This is a genomic window from Gordonia sp. ABKF26, from assembly GCF_041103195.1.
Lineage (GTDB): Bacteria > Actinomycetota > Actinomycetes > Mycobacteriales > Mycobacteriaceae > Gordonia > Gordonia terrae.
Genome location: NZ_JBGCVZ010000003.1, coordinates 2346384 through 2371255, shown reverse-complemented (window position 1 = coordinate 2371255; position 24872 = coordinate 2346384). Strand labels below are relative to the sequence as shown.

General features: G+C 69.3%; 25 protein-coding genes. 7 read left to right on the top strand and 18 right to left on the bottom strand.

Annotation, left to right across the window (positions count from 1 at the left end):
* Positions 1-12 precede the first annotated feature (12 nt).
* From AB4Z55_RS11065 to AB4Z55_RS11030, 8 genes are all read right to left on the bottom strand, one after another.
* A complete protein-coding gene (locus tag AB4Z55_RS11065; protein ID WP_248643068.1) occupies positions 13-1029 on the bottom strand; it encodes a vitamin-B12 independent methionine synthase in 1017 nt (338 codons plus the stop codon).
* The gene (gene mnmA, locus AB4Z55_RS11060) at positions 1026-2144 is read right to left on the bottom strand and encodes a tRNA 2-thiouridine(34) synthase MnmA (RefSeq protein ID WP_248643069.1); all 1119 of its coding nucleotides are present in this window, start codon (positions 2142-2144) and stop codon (positions 1026-1028) included. The genes AB4Z55_RS11065 and mnmA overlap by 4 nt, the downstream gene beginning before the upstream one ends.
* A complete protein-coding gene (locus AB4Z55_RS11055; RefSeq protein WP_248643070.1) occupies positions 2144-3364 on the bottom strand; it encodes a cysteine desulfurase family protein in 1221 nt (406 codons plus the stop codon). The genes mnmA and AB4Z55_RS11055 overlap by 1 nt, the downstream gene beginning before the upstream one ends.
* 151 nt (positions 3365-3515) lie before the next feature.
* Entirely contained in the window at positions 3516-3995 is a 480-nt protein-coding gene (locus AB4Z55_RS11050; RefSeq protein WP_004019282.1) for a DUF4334 domain-containing protein, read from the bottom strand.
* A 62-nt stretch (positions 3996-4057) separates the two neighbouring features.
* Positions 4058-5002: a 1-acyl-sn-glycerol-3-phosphate acyltransferase gene (locus AB4Z55_RS11045; protein ID WP_101819322.1), complete on the bottom strand. Its 945-nt coding sequence runs from the start codon at positions 5000-5002 to the stop codon at positions 4058-4060.
* Positions 4999-5985, bottom strand: coding sequence for a GNAT family N-acyltransferase (locus AB4Z55_RS11040; protein WP_354562150.1), 987 nt, complete (start codon positions 5983-5985; stop codon positions 4999-5001). The genes AB4Z55_RS11045 and AB4Z55_RS11040 overlap by 4 nt, the downstream gene beginning before the upstream one ends.
* A 100-nt stretch (positions 5986-6085) precedes the next feature.
* On the bottom strand, positions 6086-7042 hold the full coding sequence (locus AB4Z55_RS11035) for an electron transfer flavoprotein subunit alpha/FixB family protein (RefSeq protein ID WP_004019279.1): 957 nt from the start codon (positions 7040-7042) through the stop codon (positions 6086-6088).
* Positions 7043-7095: 53 nt separating this feature from the next.
* On the bottom strand, positions 7096-7881 hold the full coding sequence (locus AB4Z55_RS11030; protein ID WP_004019278.1) for an electron transfer flavoprotein subunit beta/FixA family protein: 786 nt from the start codon (positions 7879-7881) through the stop codon (positions 7096-7098).
* A gap of 185 nt (positions 7882-8066) precedes the next feature.
* Between AB4Z55_RS11030 and AB4Z55_RS11025 the strand changes: the two genes are divergently transcribed.
* From AB4Z55_RS11025 to AB4Z55_RS11015, 3 genes are read left to right on the top strand one after another with little or no spacing between them, the layout of a single operon-like run.
* On the top strand, positions 8067-8885 hold the full coding sequence (locus AB4Z55_RS11025) for a methyltransferase domain-containing protein (RefSeq protein ID WP_354562151.1): 819 nt from the start codon (positions 8067-8069) through the stop codon (positions 8883-8885).
* A 2-nt stretch (positions 8886-8887) separates the two neighbouring features.
* Positions 8888-10495: a glycoside hydrolase family 57 protein gene (locus tag AB4Z55_RS11020; RefSeq protein ID WP_354562153.1), complete on the top strand. Its 1608-nt coding sequence runs from the start codon at positions 8888-8890 to the stop codon at positions 10493-10495.
* On the top strand, positions 10492-11904 hold the full coding sequence (locus AB4Z55_RS11015; protein WP_369519721.1) for a glycosyltransferase family 4 protein: 1413 nt from the start codon (positions 10492-10494) through the stop codon (positions 11902-11904). The genes AB4Z55_RS11020 and AB4Z55_RS11015 overlap by 4 nt, the downstream gene beginning before the upstream one ends.
* A gap of 23 nt (positions 11905-11927) precedes the next feature.
* Here the strand turns inward: AB4Z55_RS11015 and AB4Z55_RS11010 are convergent, their stop codons facing one another.
* Positions 11928-12674 (bottom strand): acyltransferase, encoded by a 747-nt coding sequence (locus tag AB4Z55_RS11010; protein WP_004019274.1) that lies wholly within the window; start codon positions 12672-12674, stop codon positions 11928-11930.
* A 156-nt stretch (positions 12675-12830) separates the two neighbouring features.
* Between AB4Z55_RS11010 and AB4Z55_RS11005 the strand changes: the two genes are divergently transcribed.
* Positions 12831-14168, top strand: coding sequence for a PQQ-binding-like beta-propeller repeat protein (locus tag AB4Z55_RS11005; RefSeq protein WP_354562156.1), 1338 nt, complete (start codon positions 12831-12833; stop codon positions 14166-14168).
* Positions 14169-14227: 59 nt separating this feature from the next.
* Here the strand turns inward: AB4Z55_RS11005 and AB4Z55_RS11000 are convergent, their stop codons facing one another.
* From AB4Z55_RS11000 to AB4Z55_RS10990, 3 genes are all read right to left on the bottom strand, one after another.
* Complete coding sequence (locus tag AB4Z55_RS11000) at positions 14228-15427, bottom strand: class I SAM-dependent methyltransferase (RefSeq protein WP_354562157.1); 1200 nt, start codon at positions 15425-15427, stop codon at positions 14228-14230.
* Between the two features lie 21 nt (positions 15428-15448).
* A complete protein-coding gene (locus tag AB4Z55_RS10995) occupies positions 15449-16423 on the bottom strand; it encodes a class I SAM-dependent methyltransferase (RefSeq protein ID WP_101819316.1) in 975 nt (324 codons plus the stop codon).
* A 65-nt stretch (positions 16424-16488) separates the two neighbouring features.
* Positions 16489-17277, bottom strand: a complete 789-nt coding sequence (locus AB4Z55_RS10990; protein WP_004019266.1) for an enoyl-CoA hydratase-related protein — start codon at positions 17275-17277, stop codon at positions 16489-16491.
* Between the two features lie 102 nt (positions 17278-17379).
* Here AB4Z55_RS10990 and ligD point away from each other — a divergent pair, with 102 nt between their 5' ends.
* Positions 17380-18360, top strand: a complete 981-nt coding sequence (gene ligD, locus AB4Z55_RS10985; RefSeq protein WP_033203980.1) for a non-homologous end-joining DNA ligase — start codon at positions 17380-17382, stop codon at positions 18358-18360.
* Here the strand turns inward: ligD and AB4Z55_RS10980 are convergent.
* Positions 18341-18778, bottom strand: coding sequence for a MarR family winged helix-turn-helix transcriptional regulator (locus AB4Z55_RS10980; RefSeq protein WP_248643078.1), 438 nt, complete (start codon positions 18776-18778; stop codon positions 18341-18343). The two genes, ligD and AB4Z55_RS10980, sit on opposite strands and share 20 nt — an antisense overlap.
* A 72-nt stretch (positions 18779-18850) precedes the next feature.
* Between AB4Z55_RS10980 and AB4Z55_RS10975 the strand changes: the two genes are divergently transcribed.
* On the top strand, positions 18851-19450 hold the full coding sequence (locus tag AB4Z55_RS10975; RefSeq protein ID WP_369519720.1) for a maleylpyruvate isomerase family mycothiol-dependent enzyme: 600 nt from the start codon (positions 18851-18853) through the stop codon (positions 19448-19450).
* 84 nt (positions 19451-19534) lie between these two features.
* Here AB4Z55_RS10975 and AB4Z55_RS10970 read toward each other — a convergent pair whose 3' ends face one another.
* Entirely contained in the window at positions 19535-20359 is an 825-nt protein-coding gene (locus AB4Z55_RS10970; RefSeq protein ID WP_004019264.1) for an NUDIX domain-containing protein, read from the bottom strand.
* On the bottom strand, positions 20359-21195 hold the full coding sequence (locus tag AB4Z55_RS10965; protein ID WP_004019263.1) for an ABC transporter ATP-binding protein: 837 nt from the start codon (positions 21193-21195) through the stop codon (positions 20359-20361). The genes AB4Z55_RS10970 and AB4Z55_RS10965 overlap by 1 nt, the downstream gene beginning before the upstream one ends.
* 124 nt (positions 21196-21319) lie before the next feature.
* Here AB4Z55_RS10965 and AB4Z55_RS10960 point away from each other — a divergent pair, with 124 nt between their 5' ends.
* Positions 21320-22324, top strand: coding sequence for an LLM class flavin-dependent oxidoreductase (locus AB4Z55_RS10960; RefSeq protein ID WP_101819313.1), 1005 nt, complete (start codon positions 21320-21322; stop codon positions 22322-22324).
* A 22-nt stretch (positions 22325-22346) separates the two neighbouring features.
* On the opposite strand, the gene AB4Z55_RS10955 is transcribed toward AB4Z55_RS10960, so the two are convergent.
* Genes AB4Z55_RS10955 through serB form a run of 3 tightly spaced genes read right to left on the bottom strand, consistent with a single transcriptional unit; the run spans position 22347 to position 24871 of the window.
* Positions 22347-22796, bottom strand: coding sequence for a cupin domain-containing protein (locus tag AB4Z55_RS10955; protein ID WP_239402544.1), 450 nt, complete (start codon positions 22794-22796; stop codon positions 22347-22349).
* Positions 22793-23614 carry an aminoacyl-tRNA hydrolase gene (locus AB4Z55_RS10950; RefSeq protein ID WP_369519719.1) on the bottom strand — a complete coding sequence of 274 codons (822 nt, stop codon included), beginning with the start codon at positions 23612-23614 and terminating at the stop codon, positions 22793-22795. Before AB4Z55_RS10950 ends, AB4Z55_RS10955 begins: the two co-directional genes overlap by 4 nt.
* A 15-nt stretch (positions 23615-23629) precedes the next feature.
* Positions 23630-24871 (bottom strand): phosphoserine phosphatase SerB, encoded by a 1242-nt coding sequence (gene serB / locus AB4Z55_RS10945; RefSeq protein WP_004019259.1) that lies wholly within the window; start codon positions 24869-24871, stop codon positions 23630-23632.
* Between the last annotated feature and the right edge of the window lies 1 nt (position 24872).

The window sequence follows — 24872 nt, the reverse complement described above, 5'->3', positions numbered from 1 at the left end:
CCGCAGTGTTTTCTACAGCGCCGAGGGATCGCCGGCCAACAGCTGACCGGCTTCGGCGGTGATCGCCAGCGCCGACTTGGCCCAGCTTGCCGAGGCACCGGCGAGACCACAGGTCGGCGTCACGATGACATTGTCCGCCAACACTTTCCGGTTCAGTCCGATGCGGTCGGTCAGCGCGGCTAGTTCGGTGGCCACGCGTTCGGCGGCCAGCGGGCGGTCGGGCGCGGTCGAGGGCACGCGTCCGGCGACGAGCACGCCGCCGCGATCGACGAGGGCGCCGATGCCGTCGAGATCGGTCGCCGACGGCTTGGTGACATCGATCGAATACGCGACGCCGGGGAGGTGCTCGAGCAGGTCCCATCGTGGTCGGCCGCAATCGTGCAGGATCACCGGCGCACCGACGTGGTCGACGAGTTCGGTGAGTGCTCGCGCCACCTCGACCACCGGTACCGCCCGGATGGGGTCGAAGCGCGTCAGCGGCTTCACCGCGCCGTCGATGACCTGGCCGATCATCGGCTCGTCGAGCTGGACCACCACGCGCGCACCGAGCCGGCGTTCCACCTCGGCGACATGCTCACGCACACCCTCGGCCGTCGACTCGACGATGTCGCGGACCGCACCATGGTCCTTGAGGACTCGCTGCCCATTGGCCAGCTCGACCGACGCCGACGTGGTGAACGGACCGGCGACCTGCACCTTGAACGGGCGACCGGTGCCGACGAATCCCGCGGTCTCCCAGAGTTCCTCGACGACATCGAGGTCCTCGGCGAGGAGATCTGCAGCCCGCCGGGCCAACCGGGAATGGCGTTGCGCGAGGCGGTATCCCCACGTCGCGGTGTCCATCGGCAGGTCGACGAGGATGGCTGCCATCCGGCCGATCAGATCCGAGCCGATGCCACGTCCGGGGAGTTCGACGAGGTGCGTGAAGTCGAGCTCACCGTTGACCACCTCGGCGGCGGCACGCGCGTCGGTTCCGGGCATCGAACCCACGCCGGTGCCCACGCCGGTGGGCAGCCCCGATCCGGTCACGGAGACGGTACGACCGTCGGCTGCGACGAGGTGGTGGCGATGCGCCCGCACCCGACGACCTGGTCGCCGCGTCGGGCATCGGGCAGATACAGCACCGCGGCCTGACCGCGGGCGACGCCGGTGAGCGGCTCCTGCAGCGCGATCTCGATTCCGGGCTCGCCGTCGACCATGGTCGCGGTCGCCCGCACGGGCGCGAGTCCGCCGTGGGCCCGGACCTGCACCATGGCGTCGAAGGGTTCGTCGGGGGTGACCCCCGACGTCCAGACCGCGCGGGTGGCGGTGATCCCCCAGACCTGGAGATCGGCGGCCGTCCCGACCGTCACCGTCCCGGAGTCCGGATCGATCTCGGTGACATAGCGCGGCTTCCCGTCGGCGGCCGGTGCCTCGACCCCGAGGCCCTTGCGCTGACCGATGGTGAAGCCGTGGACACCGTCGTGCTCGGCGAGACGCTCACCCGACGACGCGTCGACAATCGCTCCCGGCCGGACGCCGATGCGGGCACCGAGGAACGCGCGGGTGTCACCGCTGGGGATGAAGCAGATGTCATGGGAATCCGGCTTGTCCGCGACGGCCAGACCGCGCCGGGCCGCCTCGGCCCGGATGTCAGTCTTCGGAGTGTCGCCGATCGGGAACATCGCCCGCGACAACTGGTCACGCGTCAGGACGGCGAGCACATAGGACTGGTCCTTGTCGGCATCGACCGCGCGCCGCAACTCCCCGTCGACGAGCTGGGCGTAGTGGCCCGTGGCCAGCGCGTCGAAACCCAGGGCGACCGCCTTGTCGGCGAGGGCGGCGAACTTGATCTTCTCGTTGCACGTCAGGCAGGGGTTCGGCGTGCGTCCGGCCGCGTAGGCCTCGACGAATTCGTCGATGACGTCGTCTTTGAACCGATCGGCGAAATCCCAGACATAAAACGGGATTCCGAGGACGTCGGCCGCCCGGCGGGCGTCGGACGCATCCTCCCGCGAGCAGCAACCGCGCGAGCCCGTGCGCAACGCACCCGGCGCCGTGGACAGTGCCAGGTGAACTCCGACCACCTCGTGGCCGGCCTCGACCGCTCGTGCCGCGGCGACCGCCGAGTCGACGCCGCCACTCATCGCCGCCAGTACTCGCATCAGGAGATCCTTCCGCCGGGGACGGACACCAGACCCGCGGCCCGCGCCCGGTCGACGACCTCGTCGATGACCGCGGCGACCGCATCGATGTCGGCGTCGGTGGTGGTGTGGCCGAGGGAGAAACGCAACGACGATCGGGCATCGGCCATGTCGAGCCCCATCGCCAGCAGCACATGGCTGGCCTGAGCGACGCCGGCGGTACAGGCCGATCCGGTCGAGCACTCGACACCCTTGGCGTCGAGGAGCATCAGCAGCGAGTCACCCTCGCACCCGGCGAACGACACGTGCACGTTGCCGGGAAGACGACCGGCGCCATCGGCACCGTTGAGCACCGCCCCGTCGACGCCGAGCAGTACGTCGGTCAACCGGGTCCGCAGCGCTCGGACGTGCGCGGTGGTCGCATCCAGGTTCTCGACGCACCACGAGAGAGCGGCAGCCATGCCGGACACGCCGGCGACGTCCTGGGTTCCCGACCGCACGTCACGTTCGTGCCCGCCACCGTGCAGCAGCGGAACGCATCCGACGTCGCGACCGAGGAGCAGGGCACCGACGCCCTGCGGGCCGCCGAACTTGTGGGCGGTCAGGCTGAGTGCGGACAGGCCGCTCGCGGCGAAATCGACCGGCAGGTGGCCGACCGCCTGGATCGCGTCGGAGTGCACCGGGACCCCGAACTCGGACCCCAGCGCGGCGATCTCGGTGATCGGCTGGATCGTGCCGACCTCGTTGTTGGCCCACATGATCGAGATGAGGGCGGTCTCGTCGGCGTGCGCCTCGAGCTCGGCGCGCAGGTCGGCCGGCGAGACCACACCGTCGGCGTCGACGGGCAGCAGCACGAGTTCGGCGTCGCCCTCGTCGGCGAGCCATTGCGCGGGGTCGAGAACCGCGTGGTGTTCGACGGCGGAGGTGATGATCCGGCGACGGCGCGGGTCGGCGTTCCGGCGGGACCAGAAGATCCCCTTGATCGCCAGATTGTCGGACTCGGTCCCGCCCCCGGTGAACACGACCTCGGAGGGCCGGGCGCCGACGGCCGCGGCAATGGCCTCGCGCGCCTCCTCCAGCCGGCGTCGCGCGGTGCGGCCGGACCCGTGCAATGACGAGGCGTTACCCGGCTGGGCGAAGACGGCGGTCATCGCCTCGACGGCTTCGGGCAGCATCTGCGTCGAAGCGGCGTGGTCGAGGTAGACAGGCGCCTTCACGGGCGGTCGGCTTGGCACGGGCATCGCTAGCAAGGATAAACGCGCGTCGGTCGCCGACAAATTCCACGATCGGGTCGCCGATCGGCGACCCGACCCCTCACCGACCCGACTCCTGCCGCTTGTCAGCGAGCGCGGGCGCCGAAATCGCGCGTATCGACGGATCGACCCGTCGTCCTCAGACCCGCTCGAGGTAGAAGTACAGGTGACGACCGTCGATGACGCCGCCCTTGCCGTTCATGATCCCCATCACCGTGGTGTCGTCGACGCGCTTGAAGTGATCGATGACCGGCTGGCCGTCGTAGACCATCGACGCGGTGATCTCGCCGCGGAACTCGATCGCCCACAGGCTCGCCTCGCCCTTGCCCAACTTCGTGTTGGAGTAGAGGTCGCCGTTCTCGTCACGGCACACCAGCGGCTGTACGTCGCTGCGCGAGGTGAAGGTCTTGCCGAACCAGTTTGCCTTGGCGAGCATGCCGTTGATGGCGTGCCCGGTCGTGAACTCCCCGCCCTTCCAGGCGCCGAGCATCTCCTCGGGTCGCAGCGTCGACAGTCCGGCCCAGACGGTGTCGAGATCGGCGTCGTCAACCCGGCCGTCGACATCTCGGAGTTCGAAGAACCTGGTGCGCGCGGCTTCTCGGGTTTGGGTGGACGTCATCGTCGCCTCCTGGAGGTACGCGGTTGATCGTCCGCAGAGCTACGGACGGCTACCCGAGAAACCTATATGAGAGAACGGATGATGTCACTTTCGGTGACCGCGCGCGGACCTGCCACGACGCGCTCGCACCGACCTGCCAGTTCGCGGCGATCCCGGCCCGGCTCCTCGGGCGGGTGGATGACCATCGTGACGGCGAGGCCGCGTGCCCGCAGAACCCGCCGCAGGGTGTCGGCCGGGGTGTCCGCGCCGATGAAGCTCGGTGCCGTCGCCGTCGTTCCGTCGGTGCCAACGAAGCGGAGTTTCACCGGCACCACCGGCACGTTCGCATCGATCGCGGCCTGGAAGAAGGCGGGGCGGAACGCGCCGCCGGACCGACCGCAATAGGTGGTGCCCTCGGGGAACACGATCACCGACGAATCGCGGTGCAGCCGCCCGGCGACCTCGCCGACCGTCCCCGGCAGCCCGCGAAGCGTGCCGCGGTCGACGGCGATGACGCCGAACCTGCGCGCGAGAGACGACACCACCGGCATCCCGACGACATCGGATTTGGCGACCACGTGCGCGGGGCTGACCAGTGCGAGAGCGAGGACATCGAGGAACGAGATGTGGTTGGCGACCACCAGACCCGGACGCGCCGGATCGGATCGTCGGTCCTCGACGTCCACGGAGATGCCCAGAGCGGCGAGCAACGCACTCGACGCAGGGGCGCGGAGGGCGCGCGGCGGTCGTCGCCGCAGGCGCGCCACCGACCCGGCCGCCAGGACGGCCCAGAGGATCCACACCACGACCGCGGCGAGACGGCACAGGCGCCACGCGACGATCGTCGCGTCGGAGATCGCGTCGATCCGCCGCGCCGCCGTCACGCCGATGCAGCCTTCGCCGCAGGTGCTGATCGGGAACCACGGGTGGGCGAGCCCACCGGTCGAGCGGACCGTGGAGCACTGGGCGTGACCGCGACGCGGACCAGCCGTGCGCGGAGCGACCGGATCGACCAGCAGCGCGGTCATCGCGCCGCGCCCCCGGGCGCCGGCACCGCGTCCGTACCGGGCGATCCGAGCCGTCTGGCACTCGATCGCAGCCGGTCGAGGTAGCGCTTGTTCGCACCCTCTCGGTCGAGCAGGGTCAGGAAGTCCGCGACGTCGAAGACGTCGTCGACAGCCGGCTCGCCACAGATCCGGGCACCGAGTCGGAGATACCCGCGCATCAGCGGCGGCATCGCGACCGTGTCCGCGGGCACGATGTCGTCGAGCAGGCGTCCGCCGATGCGGGCCGCCGCTAGCGGGTGTGCCCGCCGCCGGAGGTCCTGGTGGTCGTCGCGCAGTCGATCTCGGAGGGCGCGCAACGACGATCCCGGGTGCCACTCCCCCGGACTGTGCAGCGGCACCGACACGCACCCCATCAGGTAACGCAGACCGGCGTCGTCCATGTACTGGAGCAGCGCCGCCCACATGAGCGCGGTCACCGAGCCGTCGCGGTACGCGGAGTGAACACAGGCTCGGCCCAATTCGACCGTGGCGGAGACGATGTCGTTCATCTCGCGGAGATCGAACTCGGTGGCCGAGTACCAGCCGCCGGCGGCGATGGCCCGGGCCGGCGCGAGGAGACGTGCGCAGCCGACGACACCGTCCTCGTCGTGGCGGACGATGAGGTGTTCGCAGAAGGCGTCGAACCGGTCGGCATCGCGTCCGGTGACCGCGTCACCGATGCGGTTGGAGAAGCCGGGCTCGTCGGCGAAAACGCGGTACCGCAACTCCTGCGCGGCGACGATGTCGGCGGGATCGTCGGACACGATGACGCGGATGGGTCCCGTGGTGAGCAGGGTCGTCGGTACGGCCCGCGTGAACCGTGCGCGCGAGACGTGGCTGGTGCGGACTGGCGACTGCATGGCGTTCATGACTCGAATGAAAGCCAGACCGGGCGTCGGCGGGACCACCGCAGTGTGTCGTGTCGGTGCGGGTTCGATGAACTCGGGCCGCCATCGGGTGAACATGCTTCGCGACGGTCACCTGCGGGTGAACGACCCGCGAACGCACGGTGACCCCCGACACGGAGTCGAGGGTCACCGGGTTGTGGAGCTGATCAGCGCACGATCACTTGCGCTTCTTGACCTCTTCGGTCAGCTGCGGCGCGACGTTGAACAGGTCGCCGACGATGCCGTAGTCGGCGATCTCGAAGATCGGGGCCTCTTCGTCCTTGTTGACGGCCACGATCGTCTTCGAGGTCTGCATGCCGGCGCGGTGCTGGATGGCGCCCGAGATGCCCAGTGCGACGTACAGCTGCGGCGACACGGTCTTGCCGGTCTGACCGACCTGGAACTGACCCGGGTAGTAACCGGAGTCGACGGCCGCACGCGAGGCGCCGACCGCGGCACCGAGCACATCGGCGAGTTCCTCGACGACCGAGAACTTCTCGGCACTGCCGACACCGCGGCCACCCGAGACGACGATGGACGCCTCGGTCAGCTCGGGGCGGTCGCCGCCGACATTCGGCTCGACCTTGGTGATCTTGACCGCGCCCTCGCCCTGAGCGGGGACCTCGACGTCGACGCGCTCGCCGGCACCGGCCTGCGGAGCGGCCTCGACGCCACCGGGGCGGATCGAGAAGACCGGCACGTCGCCCTTGGCCTGGGCGTCGACGGTGAAGGCGCCACCGAAGATCGAGTGGATGCCCACGCCGCCTTCCTTGACGTCGACGATGTCGGCGAGGACGCCGGAGCCGAGGCGCACGGCCAAGCGTCCCGCGATCTCCTTGCCGTCGGCGGTCGCCGGGACGAGGATGCCGGCCGGCGAAGCGGTCTCGGCGATCGAGGCGAGGACGTCGACCTGCGGGGTGATGAGGTAGCTGCCCGCGTCGTCGGACTCGGCGACGTAGATCTTCTCGGCGCCGGCCTCCTTGAGGCCGTCGAGGATTCCGTCGGCCGAGCCGGGCTTGCCGACGACGACTGCCGACGGGGTGCCGAGCGCGCGGGCGGCGGTGATGAGCTCGCTGGTGACCTTCTTCAGGGCGCCTTCGGCGTCCTGTTCCACGAGAACGAGTACTTCTGACATGGTGGTTATCTCCTGAATGTCTGGGGGTTCGCCGGTGGTCTGCGTCGAGAAGGTCAGATGATCTTCTGGCCGACCAGGTACTCGGCGACCTTGGTGCCGCCGTCGCCTTCGTCGGTGACGCGCTCGCCCGCGGTCTTCGGCGGCTTCGGGGTGTTCGCCGTCACGACCGAGCCGGCATTCTCCAGGCCCACATCGCTCGCCTCGACGTCGATCTCGGCGAGGGTGAGAACGGTGACTTCCTTCTTCTTCGCGGCCATGATGCCCTTGAAGGACGGGAAGCGCGGCTCGTTGATCTTCTCGTTGACGCTGACGATGGCCGGCAGGCTCGCCTCGACATGGAAGATGCCGTCGTCGGTCTCGCGCTCACCCTTGAGGGTCTCGCCCTCCAGGGTCAGCTTGCGCAGGTGCGTGAGGTGCGGCAGCTCGAGGTACTCGGCGATCATGGCCGGGATGGCGCCGACGCGGCCGTCGGTGGCCTCGTTGCCGGCGATGACCAGCTCGACACCCTCGACCGTGCCGAGTGCCCGCGCGAGGACGTATGCGGTCTGCACCGCGTCCGAGCCGTGCATGAGGTCGTCCTTGATGTGGATCGCCTTGTCCGCACCCATCGACAGTGCCTTGCGGATGGCGTCGGTCGCGCGCTCGGGGCCCGCCGTCAGGATGGTGACCTCACCGCCGTCGGCCTCCTTGATCTTCAGCGCTTCCTCGACGGCGCGCTCGTTGATCTCGTCCAGGACGGCGTCAGCGGCCTCGCGGTCCAGGGTGTAGTCGTCATCGGACAACTTGCGCTCGGACCACGTGTCGGGAACCTGCTTGATCAGTACGACAATGTTTGTCATGGGTCTACGTCGACCTCCTGCATCGGGTTCGGCAACTTACCGGCGGGTAAGGCCATGGGTCTTCACCACTTTAGCCTCTCCTATGGTTCCACTAAACATCGACTACCTCACACAATGGACATGACCGGTCGCTCGCTCGGTACGACGGCCCCGGCAACCGGAGGGCATGCCCTACTCTCTCTCAGATGACTGACGCAGACCTCGGATCGTCGCGCGGGACGGCAACCACTGGTCTCGAGGCGCTCGACACCGACCAGCAGCTCGCGCTCACCGGCGAGCGCACGGTCCCGGGAATTCCCGCCGAGAACTACTGGTTCCGGCGCCACGAGATCGCCTATCGCCACATCGCCGGCCGATGTGCCGGGCGGGACGTCCTCGAAGCCGGGTCCGGCGAGGGTTACGGCGCCGCGATGATCGCCGCCGCCGGGGCGTCGTCGGTGGTCTGCGTCGACTACGACACCGCCGCCGTCGAGCACACCCGCCGCCGGTATCCCGAGCTCGTCGTGCACGAGGGCAACCTCGTCGACCTCCCGCTCGTCGACGCCTCGGTCGACGTCGTGGTCAACTTCCAGGTGATCGAACACCTCTGGGACCAGTCGCGCTTCGTCGCCGAATGCCACCGCGTGCTGCGCCCCGGCGGCGTGTTGCTGATGTCGACGCCCAACCGCATCACCTTCTCCCCTGGTCGCGACACACCGCTCAACCCGTTCCACACCCGGGAGCTGGATGCGGCGGAACTCACCGAGCTCCTCATCGACGGAGGCTTCGTGGTCGACGCGATGCTCGGCGTCGTGCACGGACCGCGCCTGCGGACGCTCGACGCCAAGTGGGGCGGTTCACTCATCGACGCCCAGATCGAGCGCGCACTCGCCGGTGAACCCTGGCCCGACGAACTCGCCGCGGATGTCGCCGGCGTGGTCGCCGCGGACTTCGAGGTCGTCGACTCGGGCGAGCATGACATCGACGCCTCCCTCGACCTGTTCGCGGTCGCGTTGCGGGGCTGAGTGTGACCACCGGAACCGCTTCCGTTCCGGGCCAGTTCACACTGGTCCTGCATTCGCATCTGCCGTGGTTGGCCAATCACGGACGCTGGCCGGTCGGCGAGGAATGGCTGTACCAGTCGTGGGCGGCGTCGTATCTGCCGTTGGTCGACGCGCTCGAGCGTCTCGCCGCCGACGGGTTCACCGATCAGCTCTCGTTGGGCATCACGCCGGTCCTGGCCGCACAGCTCGACGACCCGCATTGCGCGTCGTCGATGTACGAGTGGCTCGCCGACTGGCAACTGCGCGCCACGCAGGCCGCGATGTCTCGCGACCCCGACCGCGCGGCCGCGGGACGGCGTGAGTACCTCGACGCCCAACGCGCTCTCGACACCTTCGCCAACCGGTGGCGCCACGGCGCGTCGCCACTGATCCGCGGGCTGGCCACCAGCGGGGTCGCCGAGATCCTGGGTGGTCCCCTCGCCCATCCCTTCGCGCCGCTGCTCGACCCGCGACTGCGCCACTTCTCACTGACCGAGGGCCTCGCGGACGCCCACGCGCGCTGGGGTTTCGATCCAGTCGGCATCTGGGCCCCGGAATGTGCCTTCGCGCCGGGGATGGAGACCGAGTACGACCGTGCGGGTGTGCGCCACTTCATGGTCGACGGCCCCGCCTTGCACGGGGACACCGCGCTCGGCCGCCCGGTCGGCGACAGCGCCGTCGTCGCCTATGGACGTGATCTGACGGTGAGTTATCGCGTCTGGTCGCCGAAGTCGGGCTATCCGGGCCACGCCGCGTACCGCGACTTCCACACGTATGACCACGACACCGGGCTCAAGCGATTCCGGGTCACCGGCCGGACCGTCTCCGGCGAGGACAAGAAGCCGTATGACCCCGCTCGGGTCGACGCGGTTCTCGACCGGCACGTCGAGGACTTCGTCGCGCACGTCCGCGCCCGCCTCATCGACGAGTCCGATCGGATCGGCCGTCCCGCGCTGGTCGTCGCGGCGTTCGACACCGAATTGTTCGGGCACTGGTGGCACGAGGGCCCGATCTGGCTCGAGCGAGTGCTCCGCCGCCTGCCCGAGGTCGGGGTCACCGTCGGAACACTCGCGGGCGCAACGCAAGCCGGATTCGTCGGTGCGCCCTTCGACCTCCCCCGCTCGTCGTGGGGCTCGGGCAAGGACTGGCGGGTGTGGAACGGTCCGGCCGTGCAGCACCTGGTCGACCTGAACGCGGAGGTGACCGAGACGGCCCTCGACGCGGTGGCCAAGTTGCGGCACCGAGGCGGCGGGCGGAATCGCGTGGCCGATCAGATCCTGCGCGAGACGCTCCTGACCGTGTCGTCGGACTGGCCGTTCATGGTGTCGAAGGACACCGCCGCGCAGTACGCTGTGGCGCGAGCTCACACGCATGCACACGCCACCCGCGAGATCAGCGACGCGGCGATGCGAGGCCGCGACGACGCTGCCGAGACGCTCGCCGCCAACTGGTCGCGCGCCGACAATCTCTTCCCCGCACTGGATGCGCGTCGGCTGGAGACGACGCTGACTGCCGACCGGGACAGGGCTGCGCGGACGAGTGCCGACGGGATGAGCGCCGGGGAAGTCGTCACCGAGGGGGAAATCGGATGAGGGTGTTGTTCGTGTCGTGGGAGTACCCGCCCGTGGTGGTCGGCGGACTCGGTCGGCACGTCCATCACCTGGCGACCGAGATGGCCGCCGCGGGTCACGACGTGGTGGTCCTGACCCGGCGCCCGTCGGGAACCGACGCGGTGAGTCACCCGACGACGGACACCGTCGTCGAAGGCGTGCGCGTCGTGGCCGTCGCCGAGGATCCACCGGAGTTCGAGTTCGGCCAGGACATGATGGCGTGGACCCTCGCCATGGGGCATGCGTTCGTGCGGGCGGGGTTGCGGGTTCTGCACGGCGCCGGGAGCGGAGCGAGCGGGCCGAATCTGCACGGCGCCGGGAGCGGAGCGAGCGGGCCGAATCTGCACGGCGCCGGGAGCGGAGCGAGCGGGCCGAATCTGCACGGCGCCGGGAGCGGAGCGAGCGGGCCGAATGGACACGGCGCCGGGAGCGAGCCGGGGGCGCGGTGGGTGCCCGACGTGGTGCACGCGCATGATTGGCTGGTCGCCCATCCGGCCATTGCGCTGGCCGAATTCTTTGACGTGCCTCTGGTTTCCACGATCCACGCGACCGAGGCCGGGCGGCACAGCGGCTGGGTGAGCGGCCGGACGAACCGGCAGGTGCATTCGGTGGAGTGGTGGCTGGTGTCGGAGTCCGACGCCCTCATCACGTGTTCGGCGTCGATGCGCGACGAGGTGCATCGACTGTTCGGGTACGACGCCGCCGACATCACGGTGATCCACAACGGCATCGACATCCGCACGTGGCCGTTCGCGGAGCGTTCGCGGACGGGCGGTCCGGCGGAGTTGCTGTTCGCGGGGCGGCTCGAATACGAGAAGGGCGTGCAGGATCTGCTGGCCGCGCTCCCGCGGATCCGGCGTAGCCATCCGGGGACGACGCTGACCGTCGCCGGTGACGGCACCCAGCGTGACTGGCTGATGGAGCAGGCGCGCAAGCATCGGGTCAGCAAGGCGGTGACCTTCGTCGGTCCGGTCGACCACGGCGAGCTGGTCACGCTGATGCACCGCTGCGACGCGATCGTCCTGCCCAGCCGCTACGAACCGTTCGGGATCGTGGCGCTGGAGGCGGCGGCGACCGGCGCGCCGTTGATCGTGTCGACCGCGGGTGGCCTGGGCGAGGCGGTCCGCGAGCCCGACACCGGCCTGACCTTCGAACCGGCGGATGTCGCGGGGCTCGCGGCGGCGGTCCGCGCGACGCTGTCCGACCCGGGGGCGGCGGCGCAACGCGCGCTGCGGGCCCGTGCGCGGCTCACCGCGGAGTTCTCGTGGGCCGAGGTCGCGGAACGAACCGCGAGCGTGCACCTCGCGGCGAAGCGTCGGGTCCGGCACGCAATCGGACGACCTGACATCCCGGAACGCCCTCTGCCGGAACGGGACCCGGGGCAGGCGTAGGCCTTCCAGTCAGCTCAGTACAACTAGTCGCGCTCGGCCGCGGCCTTCTTGCGTTCGATGTCGGCGAGGGCGCGTTCGAGTTCGGCGCGTTCCGCGGCAGACGACGCCCAGTCGTCCATCCGGTTCTTGACCACCCGGGCGGGTGCGCCGACCGCGATGGCGTAGTCGGGGATGACGCCCTTGACCACCGCGTGCGAGCCGAGGACGCATCCTCGGCCGACGATCGTGTTGCGCAGGACCGACACCTTGGCCGCCACCCACGTGTCCGGGCCGATCCGGACCGGGCCCTTGACGATGCCCTGGTCTTTGATGGGCAGCGTGATGTCGTCCATCTTGTGATCGAAGTCGCAGATGTAGCACCAGTCGGCGATGAGGGTGGAGCCGCCGATCTCGAGGTCGAGGTAGGAGTTCACCACGTTGTTGCAGCCGAAGACGGTCTTGTCACCGATGCGGAGGCTGCCCTCGTGACAGCGGATGGAGTTGCCGTCGCCGATGTGCACCCAGCGTCCGATCTCCATGCGGGCCAACTCAGGTGTCGCGTGGATCTCGACGTTGCGCCCGAGGAACACCATGCCCCGCAGCACGATGTGCGGGTTGGCCAGACGAAACCGCGCGAGACGGTAGTAGCGGACGAGGTACCACGGTGTGTACGCGCGATTGCGTCTCACCCAGCGCAGCGAGTCCAGGGTGAGGAAACGCGCCTGGTCGGGGTCGCGGCGTCGGCCCGCGCGCCGGCGGGACCGGTACGAGGCGTTCCACATGGTGGTCATGACGAGAAACCCTAATCGACGCGATTTTCGCGCACGATAGGCTCACTGCTGGCACGCTCGGGTGCCGTTTCGATGGCATGGGTGCCGAGCGAGCCCCACTGTTACCGGCCGGCGCCTTACACAGACGACGACCAGGACACGACGACGAGGAGCAGGATGGCTTTCGCACGACCGCAGGTGTCTCGACGCCGCCGATCTGCGCTGACCCGCCTGCTCGTCGCGCTCATGGCCGTGAGCTCGCTGGTCCTCGCCGGCTGCTCGGACGGCCACATCGACGTCCGCTCCGTCCCGAGCGTCGGCTGGCCCAGCTATGGGGGCGTCCCGGGCAACGCCAACTTCGCGTATGCCGATGTGCCCGAGGATCTGACGCTGAGCTGGACTCGCCCCACCGGCGGCCCGGTCACCGCGCCGGTCACCATCTCCGGCAAGGGGAACGTGGGCGTGACGTCGAACGCGGCCGCCGGATGCAACGTCCTGGTCCTCGACAGCCGGTCCGGGCGCAAGAACTTCTGCAAGGACATGCGAGCCGGCGTCGAGATCAACGCGATGCTCGTCGACCAGTACGACCAGCCCTATCTGGGCGAGGAGTCGACCTTCCTGGCCTTCAACGCCGGCGGGGCGATCCGCTGGCGGGCGGGCGTGATCGGCGTTCCGCTGTCGGCGAAGTTCGCGGCTCCCAACGCCGTCCTCGTCGCCAGTACGCAGGGCCAGATCCTTCTGATCGACACCCAGCGCAACGAACTCCTCGCTCCTGAGGTGACGTTGCGCTCCGACGTCGACCCGGCGCAACCGCTCCGTGGCTTCGGCGACTGCGTGCGCAACGGTCCGCAGTGCGCGATACCCGCACCTCCGGCAGTGGACACCCAGCGAGAACTGTTCTATCTCAACTTCTTCCCGCAGGGCGCGGCGACTTCGCAGATCCGGGCGATGAAGTACGGCCCGGTCGCCGGGAACCGTGAGGTCCGGACCGCCTGGCAGGCCGACGTCCCGAGCGGCGTCGTCGGGACACCGACGCTCTCGGCCGACGGCGCGACCCTCTATGCGTTCTCGCGCGACGGCAAGATCGTCGCCCTGAACACCGACGACGGATCGACCCGGTGGACTCATGACATCGGCGGGCACGGTTTCGCGACGATGACCGTCTCGCCGGACGGCCTGATCATCCCGACCGGTTCACTCGGCGCCCCGCTGACCCTCCTGCGCGACCGCGGCGATCGCGCCGAGCAGGTCTGGCAACGCACCGATCTGGCGACGGTGAGCCTGTCCGCACTGACCCAACAGCAGACCGCGTGGACGGTCGCCCGCGATCCCGGTGAGGACTCACTGTCCCTGGTCGAGGTGTCCACGACCGACGGCGCGACGAAACGCACGCTGCCGCTGCCCGATTCGCGCGGCTTCGCGACCGGGGTCTCGGTGTCCTACTCCGGACAGATCGCCACCGCGACCAACCTCGGCGAGGTGTACTTCTTCGACAGCAAGGCCAACCTCGAGTAATCGCTCAGCGAGTGCGGGATTCGTACCGGAAACCGATACGGATCCCGCATTCTGCGCGACTAGAACCGCACGCCCGGCTCACAGATGAACGCGACACCCTTGCGTCCGATCCGGGTGAGTACCACCGACAGCGGTCGGGAGCCCTTGAGCTTGAGCTTCTTTCGCAGCCGGTCGGGGTCGACGTCGAGTCCGCGGACGAGGATCTCGAGCGGGCCGCACTCCAGGGTGGCGAGCGCCTTCCGGAGCGCCTTCTCGGTCACGCCCGTCTGCTCGATCACCCGGAATCCGCGCGCTCCGTCGGGGACCGAATCTCCGGTGAGATAGGCGATCTGCGGATCGAGCTGCCAGAGCCCGTGCCGGTGGGCGTAGTGCCTGACCAGACCGGCGCGGACGATCGCCCCATCTGGATCGACGATCCACTCCCCGACCTCACCGGCGGGCACGTCGTCGGCCTCACGGTCGGTGATCTCCACCACGGCGACCGTGCCGTCGGCTCTGGTCCGCAGCACGGTGGCCCGACGACCGGGCTCCACACCCGGCCCCGACCACAGACACGCCTCCCGCACCCCGCCGTCGAGGGAGGTGATCTGGACCTCGCCGTCGAAGCCGAAGCGGTTCAGCAGCATCTGATGATCCAGTCCGGGTGCGCATTTCACGACCAGGACACGGCCCGGGTAGGTGGTCAGCAGCTCGAAGAGCGGAGGGGTCAGCTGGTCGAGCCGAAAGATCCGGCCGGCGTCGGAGCGTCGGGCGGGGTCGGCGAGCAGGACATCCGCGGTGGAGGTCGGGGTCAGCGCATCCGCGACCAGTAGCGTCGCGTCGGGTACGTTCGCCCGTGCCATCGCTAGCCGGAGCCGATCGATGTCGCTGCCGATGACACCCTGGATATCGCTGACGCGCACCAGTTCCCGGAGTTCCGCACCGATCGAGCAGGTCAGGTCGTGCACCACCGGCGCGGGGAACCGCTGTGCGATCTCGGCGGCGCGATGCGCGGCGACCACCGATGCGGTCGCCTGCTGCACGGCGTCGTCGGTGAGCAGGAGGGCTTCGGCGTCACGCAGTTTCGGGTGCGCACGCCGCCGGCACCGCACCGTCTCGATGAGCGCGGCATCGTGCGGCGCATACCGGCTACGGGTCTCGGTGATGTCAGCGAGCATCGTCGACGGCGAGAGCTCGAGGCCGGACACCGTCTCGAGCGCCTTCTCACCGTGCCGCGACCGCAGGAACGCGACATCGTCGAGACTGAAGGAGTAGCCCATGGTCCTGAGGGCGAGAACCGCTTACCGCGGCTTCACACCGGTTACCACGACGTTGTAGAAGAACTTCGGCGGCACGATCTTGCGCAGCACGTTCTCGTCGAGCCAGGTGAGGCGCTTCCACCCGCCGAAGGCGAAGCGGGCCCAACCCCAGCCCAGCTTCTCCGGCGGCACCGCGGCTTCGAAGGTGCGGACCGGCCAGCCGAGCATCGCGGCGGCCAGCTCCTCGGTGGCGGTGTCCACCTTGTGCGCACCGGCGGCGCGGGCGATGCCGGCGAGCTCGTCGGGATCGAAGGTGTGGATGTCGACCACGGCTTCGAGCGCGGCCGCGCGGGAGGACTCGTCGAGTTCCTCCTGCGGGCGCCGCCACCCCTGCAGCGGGCCGAGTTTCGTGACATTCGTCGTGGCGAACCACGTCGCCCGACTCATCCAGCGCGCGTAGAAGTCACCGATCGTCGACGGTTCACCCGCGAAGATGAAGCGACCGCCGGGCTTGAGGACCCGCAACACCTCGCGGAGTGCCTGCTCGACGTCCGGGATGTGATGCAGCACAGCGTGGCCGACGACGAGATCGAAGGTGTCGTCGTCGTAGGGGATCTTCTCCGCGTCGGCGACGCGGCCGTCGACATCGAGCCCGAGGTTCTCCGCGTTGCGCAGCGCGACCTTGACCATGCCCGGCGACAGGTCGGTCACCGATCCCTTCGTCGCCACCCCCGACTGCATCAGGTTCAGCAGGAAGAAGCCGGTGCCGCACCCGAGTTCCATCGCGCGCCCGTACGGCAGGGATTCACCGGTGTCGACGGCGTCGAAACGCCCTCGCGCGTAGTCGATGCAGCGTTCGTCGAAGCTGATCGACCACTTCTCGTCGTAGGTCTCCGCCTCCCAGTCGTGGTAGAGCACCTGGGCGAGCTTCGTGTCGGTGAGCGCCGCCTTGACCTGCTCCTCGGTCGCGTGCGGGTTGGGAGCCGGATCGGTGCCCGGAGTGACGTCGGTGGTCATGATCGCTTCCTGTTTGCGTGGTGATGTCGGTGGTGGAGTCGAAGGTGCGCGGTGTCGTCGACGGCTCAGCGGCCGACGAATTCCGCTTTTCCGGGCCCGTTCTCGTGGAAGGACGCCATACCGATGGCGCGGTCCTCCGTCGCGAACAGCGGGGCGAACAACTGCTCCTCGATCTTGAGTCCGGTGTCGAGGTCGACCTCGAGACCCTGGTCGACGGCCTTCTTGATCGCTGCGAGCGCGACCGACGCGGCGCGGTCGAACTGCCCGGCCCAGGCGAGCGCGGCGTTGTACACCTCATCGGGCGCGACGACCTCGTCGACGAGCCCGATGGCCAGTGCCTCCTCGGCGTCGACGAACCGCCCGGTGAACATGAGGTCCTTGGCGCGCGACGGGCCGATGAGGCGTGCCAGCCGCTGGGTTCCGCCGCCTCCCGGGATCAGGCCGAGCAGCACCTCGGGGAGGCCGAGTTTCGCGTTGTCACCGGCGATGCGGCGGTCGGCACCCAACGCGACTTCGAGGCCGCCGCCGAGGGCGTATCCGGTGATGGCAGCGACCGTGGGCTTCGGGATGGCGGCGATCGCGCCGAGATCGCGCTGCAGACGACCAGCGACCCGGCTCATCTCCGCATAGCCGATGTCCCGCATCTCGGTGACGTCGGCGCCGGCCGCGAGGATCTTCGGACCGCCGTAGACGACGACGGCCTTGATGTCCGTACGCACGGTGGCCTCCTCGGCCGCCGCGGCCAGCTCGGCCTGCACCTGCCGGCTCAACGCGTTCATCGGCGGTCGCTGCAGCAGGATGGTGCCGACGCCCGGATGAGCGTCGGAGCACTCGAGGGTCACGAACTCAGGCATGGTCGAAGGCTACCGGTTGGTAAGTCCCGCCGGTGCCGCAGCCCGCAGACGCGACCCGCAGAGTCCGACGTAGACAGACGTCGGAGTCATACAGTGGCGGTCATGGCGAAAACGTCGGGTTCCGCAGGTGAACCCATCGAACTCGAGGTCGGTGGCCGCACCGTCCGACTGTCGAGTCCCGACCGCGTCTACTTTCCCGAACGCGGTGAGACCAAGCGCGACCTCGCCGAGTACTACCTGTCCGTGGGCGACGGGATCGTGCGCGCGTTGCGCGACCGTCCGTGCATGCTGCACCGATTCCCCAAGGGCGTCAGCGGCAACAAGGTCCACCAGAAGCGCGTCCCCGCCGGCGCGCCGGACTGGCTGGAGACCACCGAGATCTACTTCCCGCGGTACGGCCGCACCGCCGACGAACTGTGCGTCACCGAGTTGGCCTCGGTGATCTGGGCGGTGCAGATGTCGACCGTCGAGTTCCACCCCTGGAACTCGCGTCGCGCCGACCCCGAATCCCCCGACGAATGGCGGATCGATCTCGACCCGATGCCCGACTGCACGTTCTCTCGTATTCGACGCGTCGCGCACGTCGTCGAAGAGGTGCTCGACGAACTGGGCATGCGCGGGTACCCCAAGACCTCGGGTGGTCGCGGCCTGCACATCTACGTGCGCATCGCGCCGGAGTGGGGTTTCCCGCAGGTACGACGAGCCGCGCTGGCGTTCGCTCGAGAGGTCGAGCGACGGGCGCCCGACGACGTGACGACGACCTGGTGGCGCAAGGACCGGGACCCGGCCGCGGTCTTCGTCGACTACAACCAGAACACCCGCGACCACACCATGGCGTCGGCCTACTCCGTGCGCGGCAACGAGCGGGCCACCGTGTCGACTCCGATCACCTGGGCCGAGATCGACGACATCGAACCCGACGACTTCACGATCGCCACCGTGCCGGCCCGCTTCGCCGAGCTCGGCGATCTCCACGCCGAGATCGACGACGTGGCGCACCGCCTCGACACGCTCATCGACTGGGCCGATCGTGACGACATCGGCGACGAGGAGGACGCCGAGGTCATCGATATGGATCGGTGATCTCGCGCAACGACCGCAGCGCCGCCTCGAGCACCGCGAACCGTTCGGCGCCGAGGTGCTCGCGCCACTCCTGCTGCTGCTCGTCGACCTCGCGGGCCGCGACCTCACACAGTCGCTCACCGCGTTCACTCAGGGTCACCAGCCGGGCGCGGCGGTCGGTCGGGTCGGGCACCCGGGTCAGGTAGCCCGCGACCTCGAGCTGGTCGACGATGCCGCCCGCGGTCTGTTTGGTGACACCCGCCTGCTCGGCGAGGTCGGTCAGCCGCATCGGCTCCGGCGCCAGCCGCTGCAGCACCCGGGACTGCGCCGGGGTGATGTCGTCGGCGCCTTCCTCGGCGATCCGCGCCAATACCCGACGCTCGACCGCGCGGTGGGCGACGAACATCAGGACGGCGATCGGAGGCTGGTCATCAGTCACCCCGTTGACATTAGTACGGATGCCTGACTAATATCAGTAAGGCAACCTGACCAATCCGTGACGGGAGCGATCATGGACACCGGTCTGATCTGGCAGCACATCGACGAGGAACGGCTCGGACTCGCCGCACTGATCGAGTCCCTCACACCCGGACAACTCGCCACCCCGTCGCTGTGCGACGCCTGGACGGTACGCGACGTCGCGGTTCACCTCACCCACTCCCACACCTCACCGGCCCGAGCGGTGGTCGCCGCCTGCCGCTACGGGTTCCGGTTCAACACGATGATCCGCGAACTCGCCGTGCGCGACCGCACCTCGGCGGCGGACGCCGCCATCACGCTGCGTGCCATGGTCGGCTCGCGCCGTCATCCGATCGGGACCACTCCGATGGCACCGCTCCTCGACTCGCTGCTGCACGGGCAGGACATCACGGTGCCCCTCACCATCGACCGGGCGATGCCACCCGACGCCGCGACCGCATGCGCCGACTACCTGTGGTCGACCGGATTCCCGTTTCACGCCCGACGTCGTCACGGCGGCCGGCGGTTCGTGGCCACCGACAGCGACTTCGCAGTCGGCACAGGCGACGTCGTCGAGGCGCCCATCCGCGACATCGTGATGCTGTTCGGCGGGCGAACCAGCGCCGCCGGAGCGCTGGCGCCCTCGACCTGAGCGGCGACTCTGTCCCCTCCAGGGACCAAACGTGTTGTGGTTCTTTCGGATCGGGGCGCACTCACCGGACGGAACAGCTCGACCTCAGAGCGTGATCTCCGGTGGTTGCTGGTCGCCGAGCGTCCGGAAGTACTCGTCGGAGCCGGGAAAACCGAGACCGGCGAGTCCCGCGCCGGGCGTGACGTCCGGCAGGATCGGTTCGATGACGCGATCGGCACCGAGCAGTTCGTCGATGGTCGAGAACCCGGAGACGTAGTTCAGCTGCGACCACGTCGGCGGCATGAGGAAGTGCTTGCCCGCGGCCCACAAATCGATCGCGACCCGGGCGTTCACCCACCGCGCGACCTCGGCCTCGGTGGTCTCGGCGTCGGCACGCTGGCCGTCGGGCATCGCAGCCAGGAAGAAGCGGGTGTCGTAGCGCCGCTTCTCGTTGACCGGGGTGATCCAGTGCGCCAGCGGGCGCAGCAGGTCGGCACGCAGCGTGAGTCCGCGCGCGGTGAGGAACTGCGCGAACGACAGCGACTTCTCGACGAGGCGTTGCCGATCGTCGGCCAGCCCCTCCGGGTCGGCGAAGGAGCCGTCGGCGTCCGTCGCGAGCAGGACACCGCACTCCTCGAAGGTCTCCCGGACCGCCGCACACACCAGCGCCTGCGCGGTCTCGGCATCACTCGCGAAATGGGTCGCCCACCAGGCCGCGTCGGGACCGGTCCACGCCAGGTCGGCGTCGGCGTCGCGCTTGTCCACGCCACCGCCCGGGAACACCGTCATGCCGCCCGCGAAGGCCATCTGTTTGACGCGGCGCTGGAGGAACACCTCGATACCGTCTGCGGCGTCGCGGACGAGCACGACCGTCGCGGCGTCCCGCAACGGTGCGGACACGACCTCCGGACCCGATTCCGTCGACGTCATCAGTTACCTCCTGCTGCTCGCCGATGGCCGCCCGCGCGACGCCGGCGCCGCGCGAAGTACCGGCCGTCGACCTTGTCCAGAACGATCTGCTGCCGAAAGGCGGCGGTGAGGTTCTCGCTGGTGAGCACCTCGTCGAGCAATCCCTGGGCCACCACGCCGCCCTCGGACAGGATGAGGGCGTGGGTGAAACCCTCGGGGATCTCTTCCACATGGTGGGTGATCAGCACGATGGCCGGGGCGTCGGGGTCGGCGGCGAGCCGCGCGAGACGGTCGACGAGCTCTTCGCGTCCACCCAGGTCGAGCCCGGCGGCCGGCTCGTCGAGCAGGAGGAGTTCGGGATCGGTCATGAGGGCGCGCGAGATCACGACGCGCTTGCGCTCACCTTCCGACAGCGTGCCGAAGCGACGGTCCGCGAGGTGCTCGGCGCCCATCGATTCCAGCGATTCGACGGCCTGCGCACGGTCCATCGCGTCGTAGCTCTCCCGCCAGCGTCCGAGAACCGCGTAGCCCGCCGAGATCACGACATCGCTCACGACCTCTTCCGGCGGCACCCGATCGACCAGGGACGGGCTGGAGACACCGATCCGGGTCGACAGTTCGCGGATCTCCACCCGGCCCAGCTTCTCGTTGAGCACGAAGGCGATACCCGAGGTCGGGTGGATCTCGGCACCGGCCAACCGGATCAGCGTCGTCTTGCCTGCGCCGTTGGGTCCGATGATCACCCAGCGTTCGTCCAGTTCCACCTGCCAGGACAGCGGGCCGACGAGGGTCTCGCCGCCACGGACGACCGCGACGTCACGAAAATCGATCAGGAGGTCGGGATCGGATTCGGTCACTCCCCCATCCTGCACCACGACCGGATGTTCGACGGGGCCGACTCGGCACCACGACGGCACGAACACGACGGCCGGAACGCGACGACGGGAATAGTCCGGGGCGTCGGCCGCATTGAACATCAGCGTGACGCCTTCGAACCTCCCCTTGTCGATCCTGGACCTCGCGCAGATCGGCCGTACCGAGACTGCCGCGCAGAGCCTTTCCGCCAGTGTCGATCTCGCCCAGAACGCGGAGAAGTGGGGCTATCGCCGGATCTGGTACGCCGAGCACCACAACATGTCGGCCATCGCGTCGTCGGCGCCTGCGGTGCTCATCGCCCACATCGCCGCGCACACCTCGACCATCCGTCTCGGTGCGGGCGGCGTGATGCTGCCCAACCACTCGCCCCTCACGATCGCCGAGCAGTTCGGCACGCTCGCCGAGCTCCATCCCGGACGCATCGACCTCGGTCTCGGTCGGGCTCCCGGCAGCGATCAGCAGACCTTCGCCGCGTTGCGTCGTACCCATGCCTCGGCCGAGCGGTTCCCGCATGACGTCCTGGAACTGCAGGCCTTCCTCGGCGACGAGTCGCGCGTCGAAGGCGTGCGTGCGACACCCGGCGCCGGCACCCACGTGCCGCTGTACATCCTCGGCTCATCGCTGTTCGGTGCGCAGCTCGCGGCTGCGCTGGGACTCCCCTATGCCTTCGCCTCCCACTTCGCGCCGCAGGCACTCACCGAGGCTGTTGCGCTGTACCGCCGCGAGTTCCGGCCGTCGGAGGCGCTGGCCGAGCCCTACGTGATCGCCGGTGTCGGTGCGATCGCCGACGACGATGCGGACCGTGCCCGAGAGCAACTACAGATCGCGAAACGGCAGCGGGTGTCCCTGCTCTTCGGACGGGGCCGCACGTTCACCGACGAAGAGGCCGACGCCATCCTGTCGATGCCGCAGGGCCGCCAGATCGACGAGATGACCACGTATTCGGGAGTCGGCACGCCCGCGGAGGTCCGCGACTACCTCAGCTGGTTCGCCGGCCACGCCGACGCCGACGAGCTGATCGTCGCGTCGATGGCCCCCGACCGCGAGGTGTGGCTGGGGACCTTCGGCCATCTCGCCCCACTGAATTCGCCGGTGGCCGTAGGCCGCTGACCCGACGCCGGCAGACGGCCCGTCAGACCAGCCGGAAGTCCTCGAAGTCGAAGCCGGGCACCACGATACAGCTGACGAGCGCCGGCTCGTCACCAGCCGGCCGGGCCCGCTGCCATACACCCGGTGGCACGAGCGCCTGCGGGTGCTGTCCGGACTCGATGTCGGGTCCGACGAGAACCGTGCTCGGATCGCCGGGCTCATCGGCATCGCCACCGAGGTCGAGTTCGACCGGGGCGCCGCGATGGTGGAGCCAGAGCTCACTACTTCGGACCGTGTGCCACGCCGACTCATCGCCCGGCATCAGCACGAAGTAGATCGCGGTCCCGGCAGCACGGTCACCGGTGTACTCCCCCGGCAGCACCCCGCGCGGGATCTCGACCTCGCTGCGCCAGGTCTGCCGGTACCAGCCACCCTCGGGATGCGGCTGCAGGTCCAGTTCACGCACCCAGTCGGGCAGTTCTGCGGCACTCATCCGGGGTCTCCGTCCGTTTCCCCGAGGCTTGTGTCGTCGACGCTCATGCTCCCGTCGTGCCGCACGACTTCGGCGATCACGGTCACCGATCCGGGTGCGATCTCGGTGAACCCGGCGTCGCGGACCGCCACCGCTGTCCCGACGGCGTCCGCCGCAAGCAGGTCGGCCCACCGCTCGGGGGTGGCCTGACGAACCGCGAGCGGGCACCCATCCGATTTCCACCGGATCGCCTCCTCGGTCGTCAGCAACTTCGCCGAAAGCATGGACGCGTGTCCGACCTGCGCCGCCAGTTTGCCGACGGTCATCGCCAGATCCGGACTGGTCCACAACACGACTCCGCGCCCGGGCGGCTCGCCGGACAGCGCGCCCTCGACATCGGTCCCACCGATCTGCAACTTCGCGACACGACGGTCGAGGTCACCCACCCGGCCGGGGACGAACGCACGCGCCGATGCGCCGCCTTCGGTGGCGGTCACGCCCCAGACTTCCTGCGCGGCAGCCCATTGCGCCCCACGCGCCCGTCGGGCGATCTTTCGGATCCGTGCACCGCACCAGTCGTCCATCGCCGATGCCCACGGACCCTCGCCGGCACTCCGTTCGTCGAGGCACAGCAGCGCCACCGCCCGCGCCGCGGCGGTCAGCAGGTCGGTGCGGTCAGGCGGATCGTTCTTCTCGATGCGCAGCACCATCGCCATCGCCAGAACGTCGGCGGGATCGGCCGGGTCGTCGCCGCCGCCGACGTAACCGACCAGTCGGCGATGGTCCGCGGCGATCGCATCGACGTCGGCGAGCGGCGCGTCCGGGGTCTCGAAGTCCATGGCGCGGGGGCGAACTCAGCCCAGGGGCACCCGGCGATAGACACCGTCGGCGGCGTCGGCCGCCTCGATCTCGTCGCGGGACACACCCAGGATGAACAGGACCCCGTCGAGGAACGGGTGATTCAGCGTGGCGTCGGCCACCTCGCGCAGCGCTGGTTTGGCGTTGAAGGCGATGCCCAGTCCGGCGACGCTGAGCATGTCGATGTCGTTGGCGCCGTCGCCCACGGCGATCGTCTGCTCCATCGGCACCCCGACCTGGTCGGCGAACGACCGCAGGGCGTGTGCCTTGCCCATCCGGTCGATCACCTCGCCGACGACCCGGCCGGTGAGCTTGCCGTCGACGATCTCGAGGGTGTTCGCCCGGACGAAGTCGAGTTCGAGTTCGTGCGCGAGTCCGTCGATGACCTGGCGGAAGCCGCCCGACACGAGCCCGCAGTGGAAGCCGAGCCGGTGCAGCGTGCGGATCGTCGTGCGCGCGCCGGGAGTGAGTTCGAGCGACTTCGCGACGTCGTCGAGGACACTGGCGTCGAGACCTGCCAGCGCCTTGACACGTTCGTGAAGCGACTGCGCGAAGTCGAGTTCGCCACGCATGGCCGCCTCGGTCACCGCGGCGACCTCGGCTTCGCGGCCCGCGTGCGCGGCGAGCATCTCGATGACCTCACCTTGGATGAGGGTCGAGTCGACGTCGAAGACGATGAGCCGCTTGGCACGCCGGGCGAGGCCGCCGCGCTCCACCGCGATGTCCACCGCGTGCTTCGCGGCCACCTCGGCGAGGCCCTTGCGCAGAGCGGCGTCGGCCGCGACGCCGCCGCGGCCGGCGACACTGACCATCAGTTCGAGCCCGGTGAGCGGATAGTCGGCGATCCCACGGATCGAGTCGATGTTGCCGCCCTGGCTCGCCAGTTTGGCGGCGACCGCGCTGAAGGCGGTCGCGGTCACCGGACTGCCGAGGATGACGACGGCATGCGACGACGGCGAACGGCTACCCGGATCCACCCCGATCTCGACGCGGACCTCGAAACCGATGGAGGCCATCGCCTGTTCGACGACTTCCTGCAGTGCTTCGGGGTCGCCGGCGGACGACACCAGGACACCGAGGGTGAGCTGCCCCCGGATGACAACCTGCTCGACGTCGAGCAGGGCAACGGCCTGACCGGCCAGGGCACCCATGAGAACAGAGGTGACACCTGGCCGGTCGGGACCGGTGACGGTGACCAGGACGGTCGTACCGGAACTGGCTGTCGAGTCCTTGCTCACC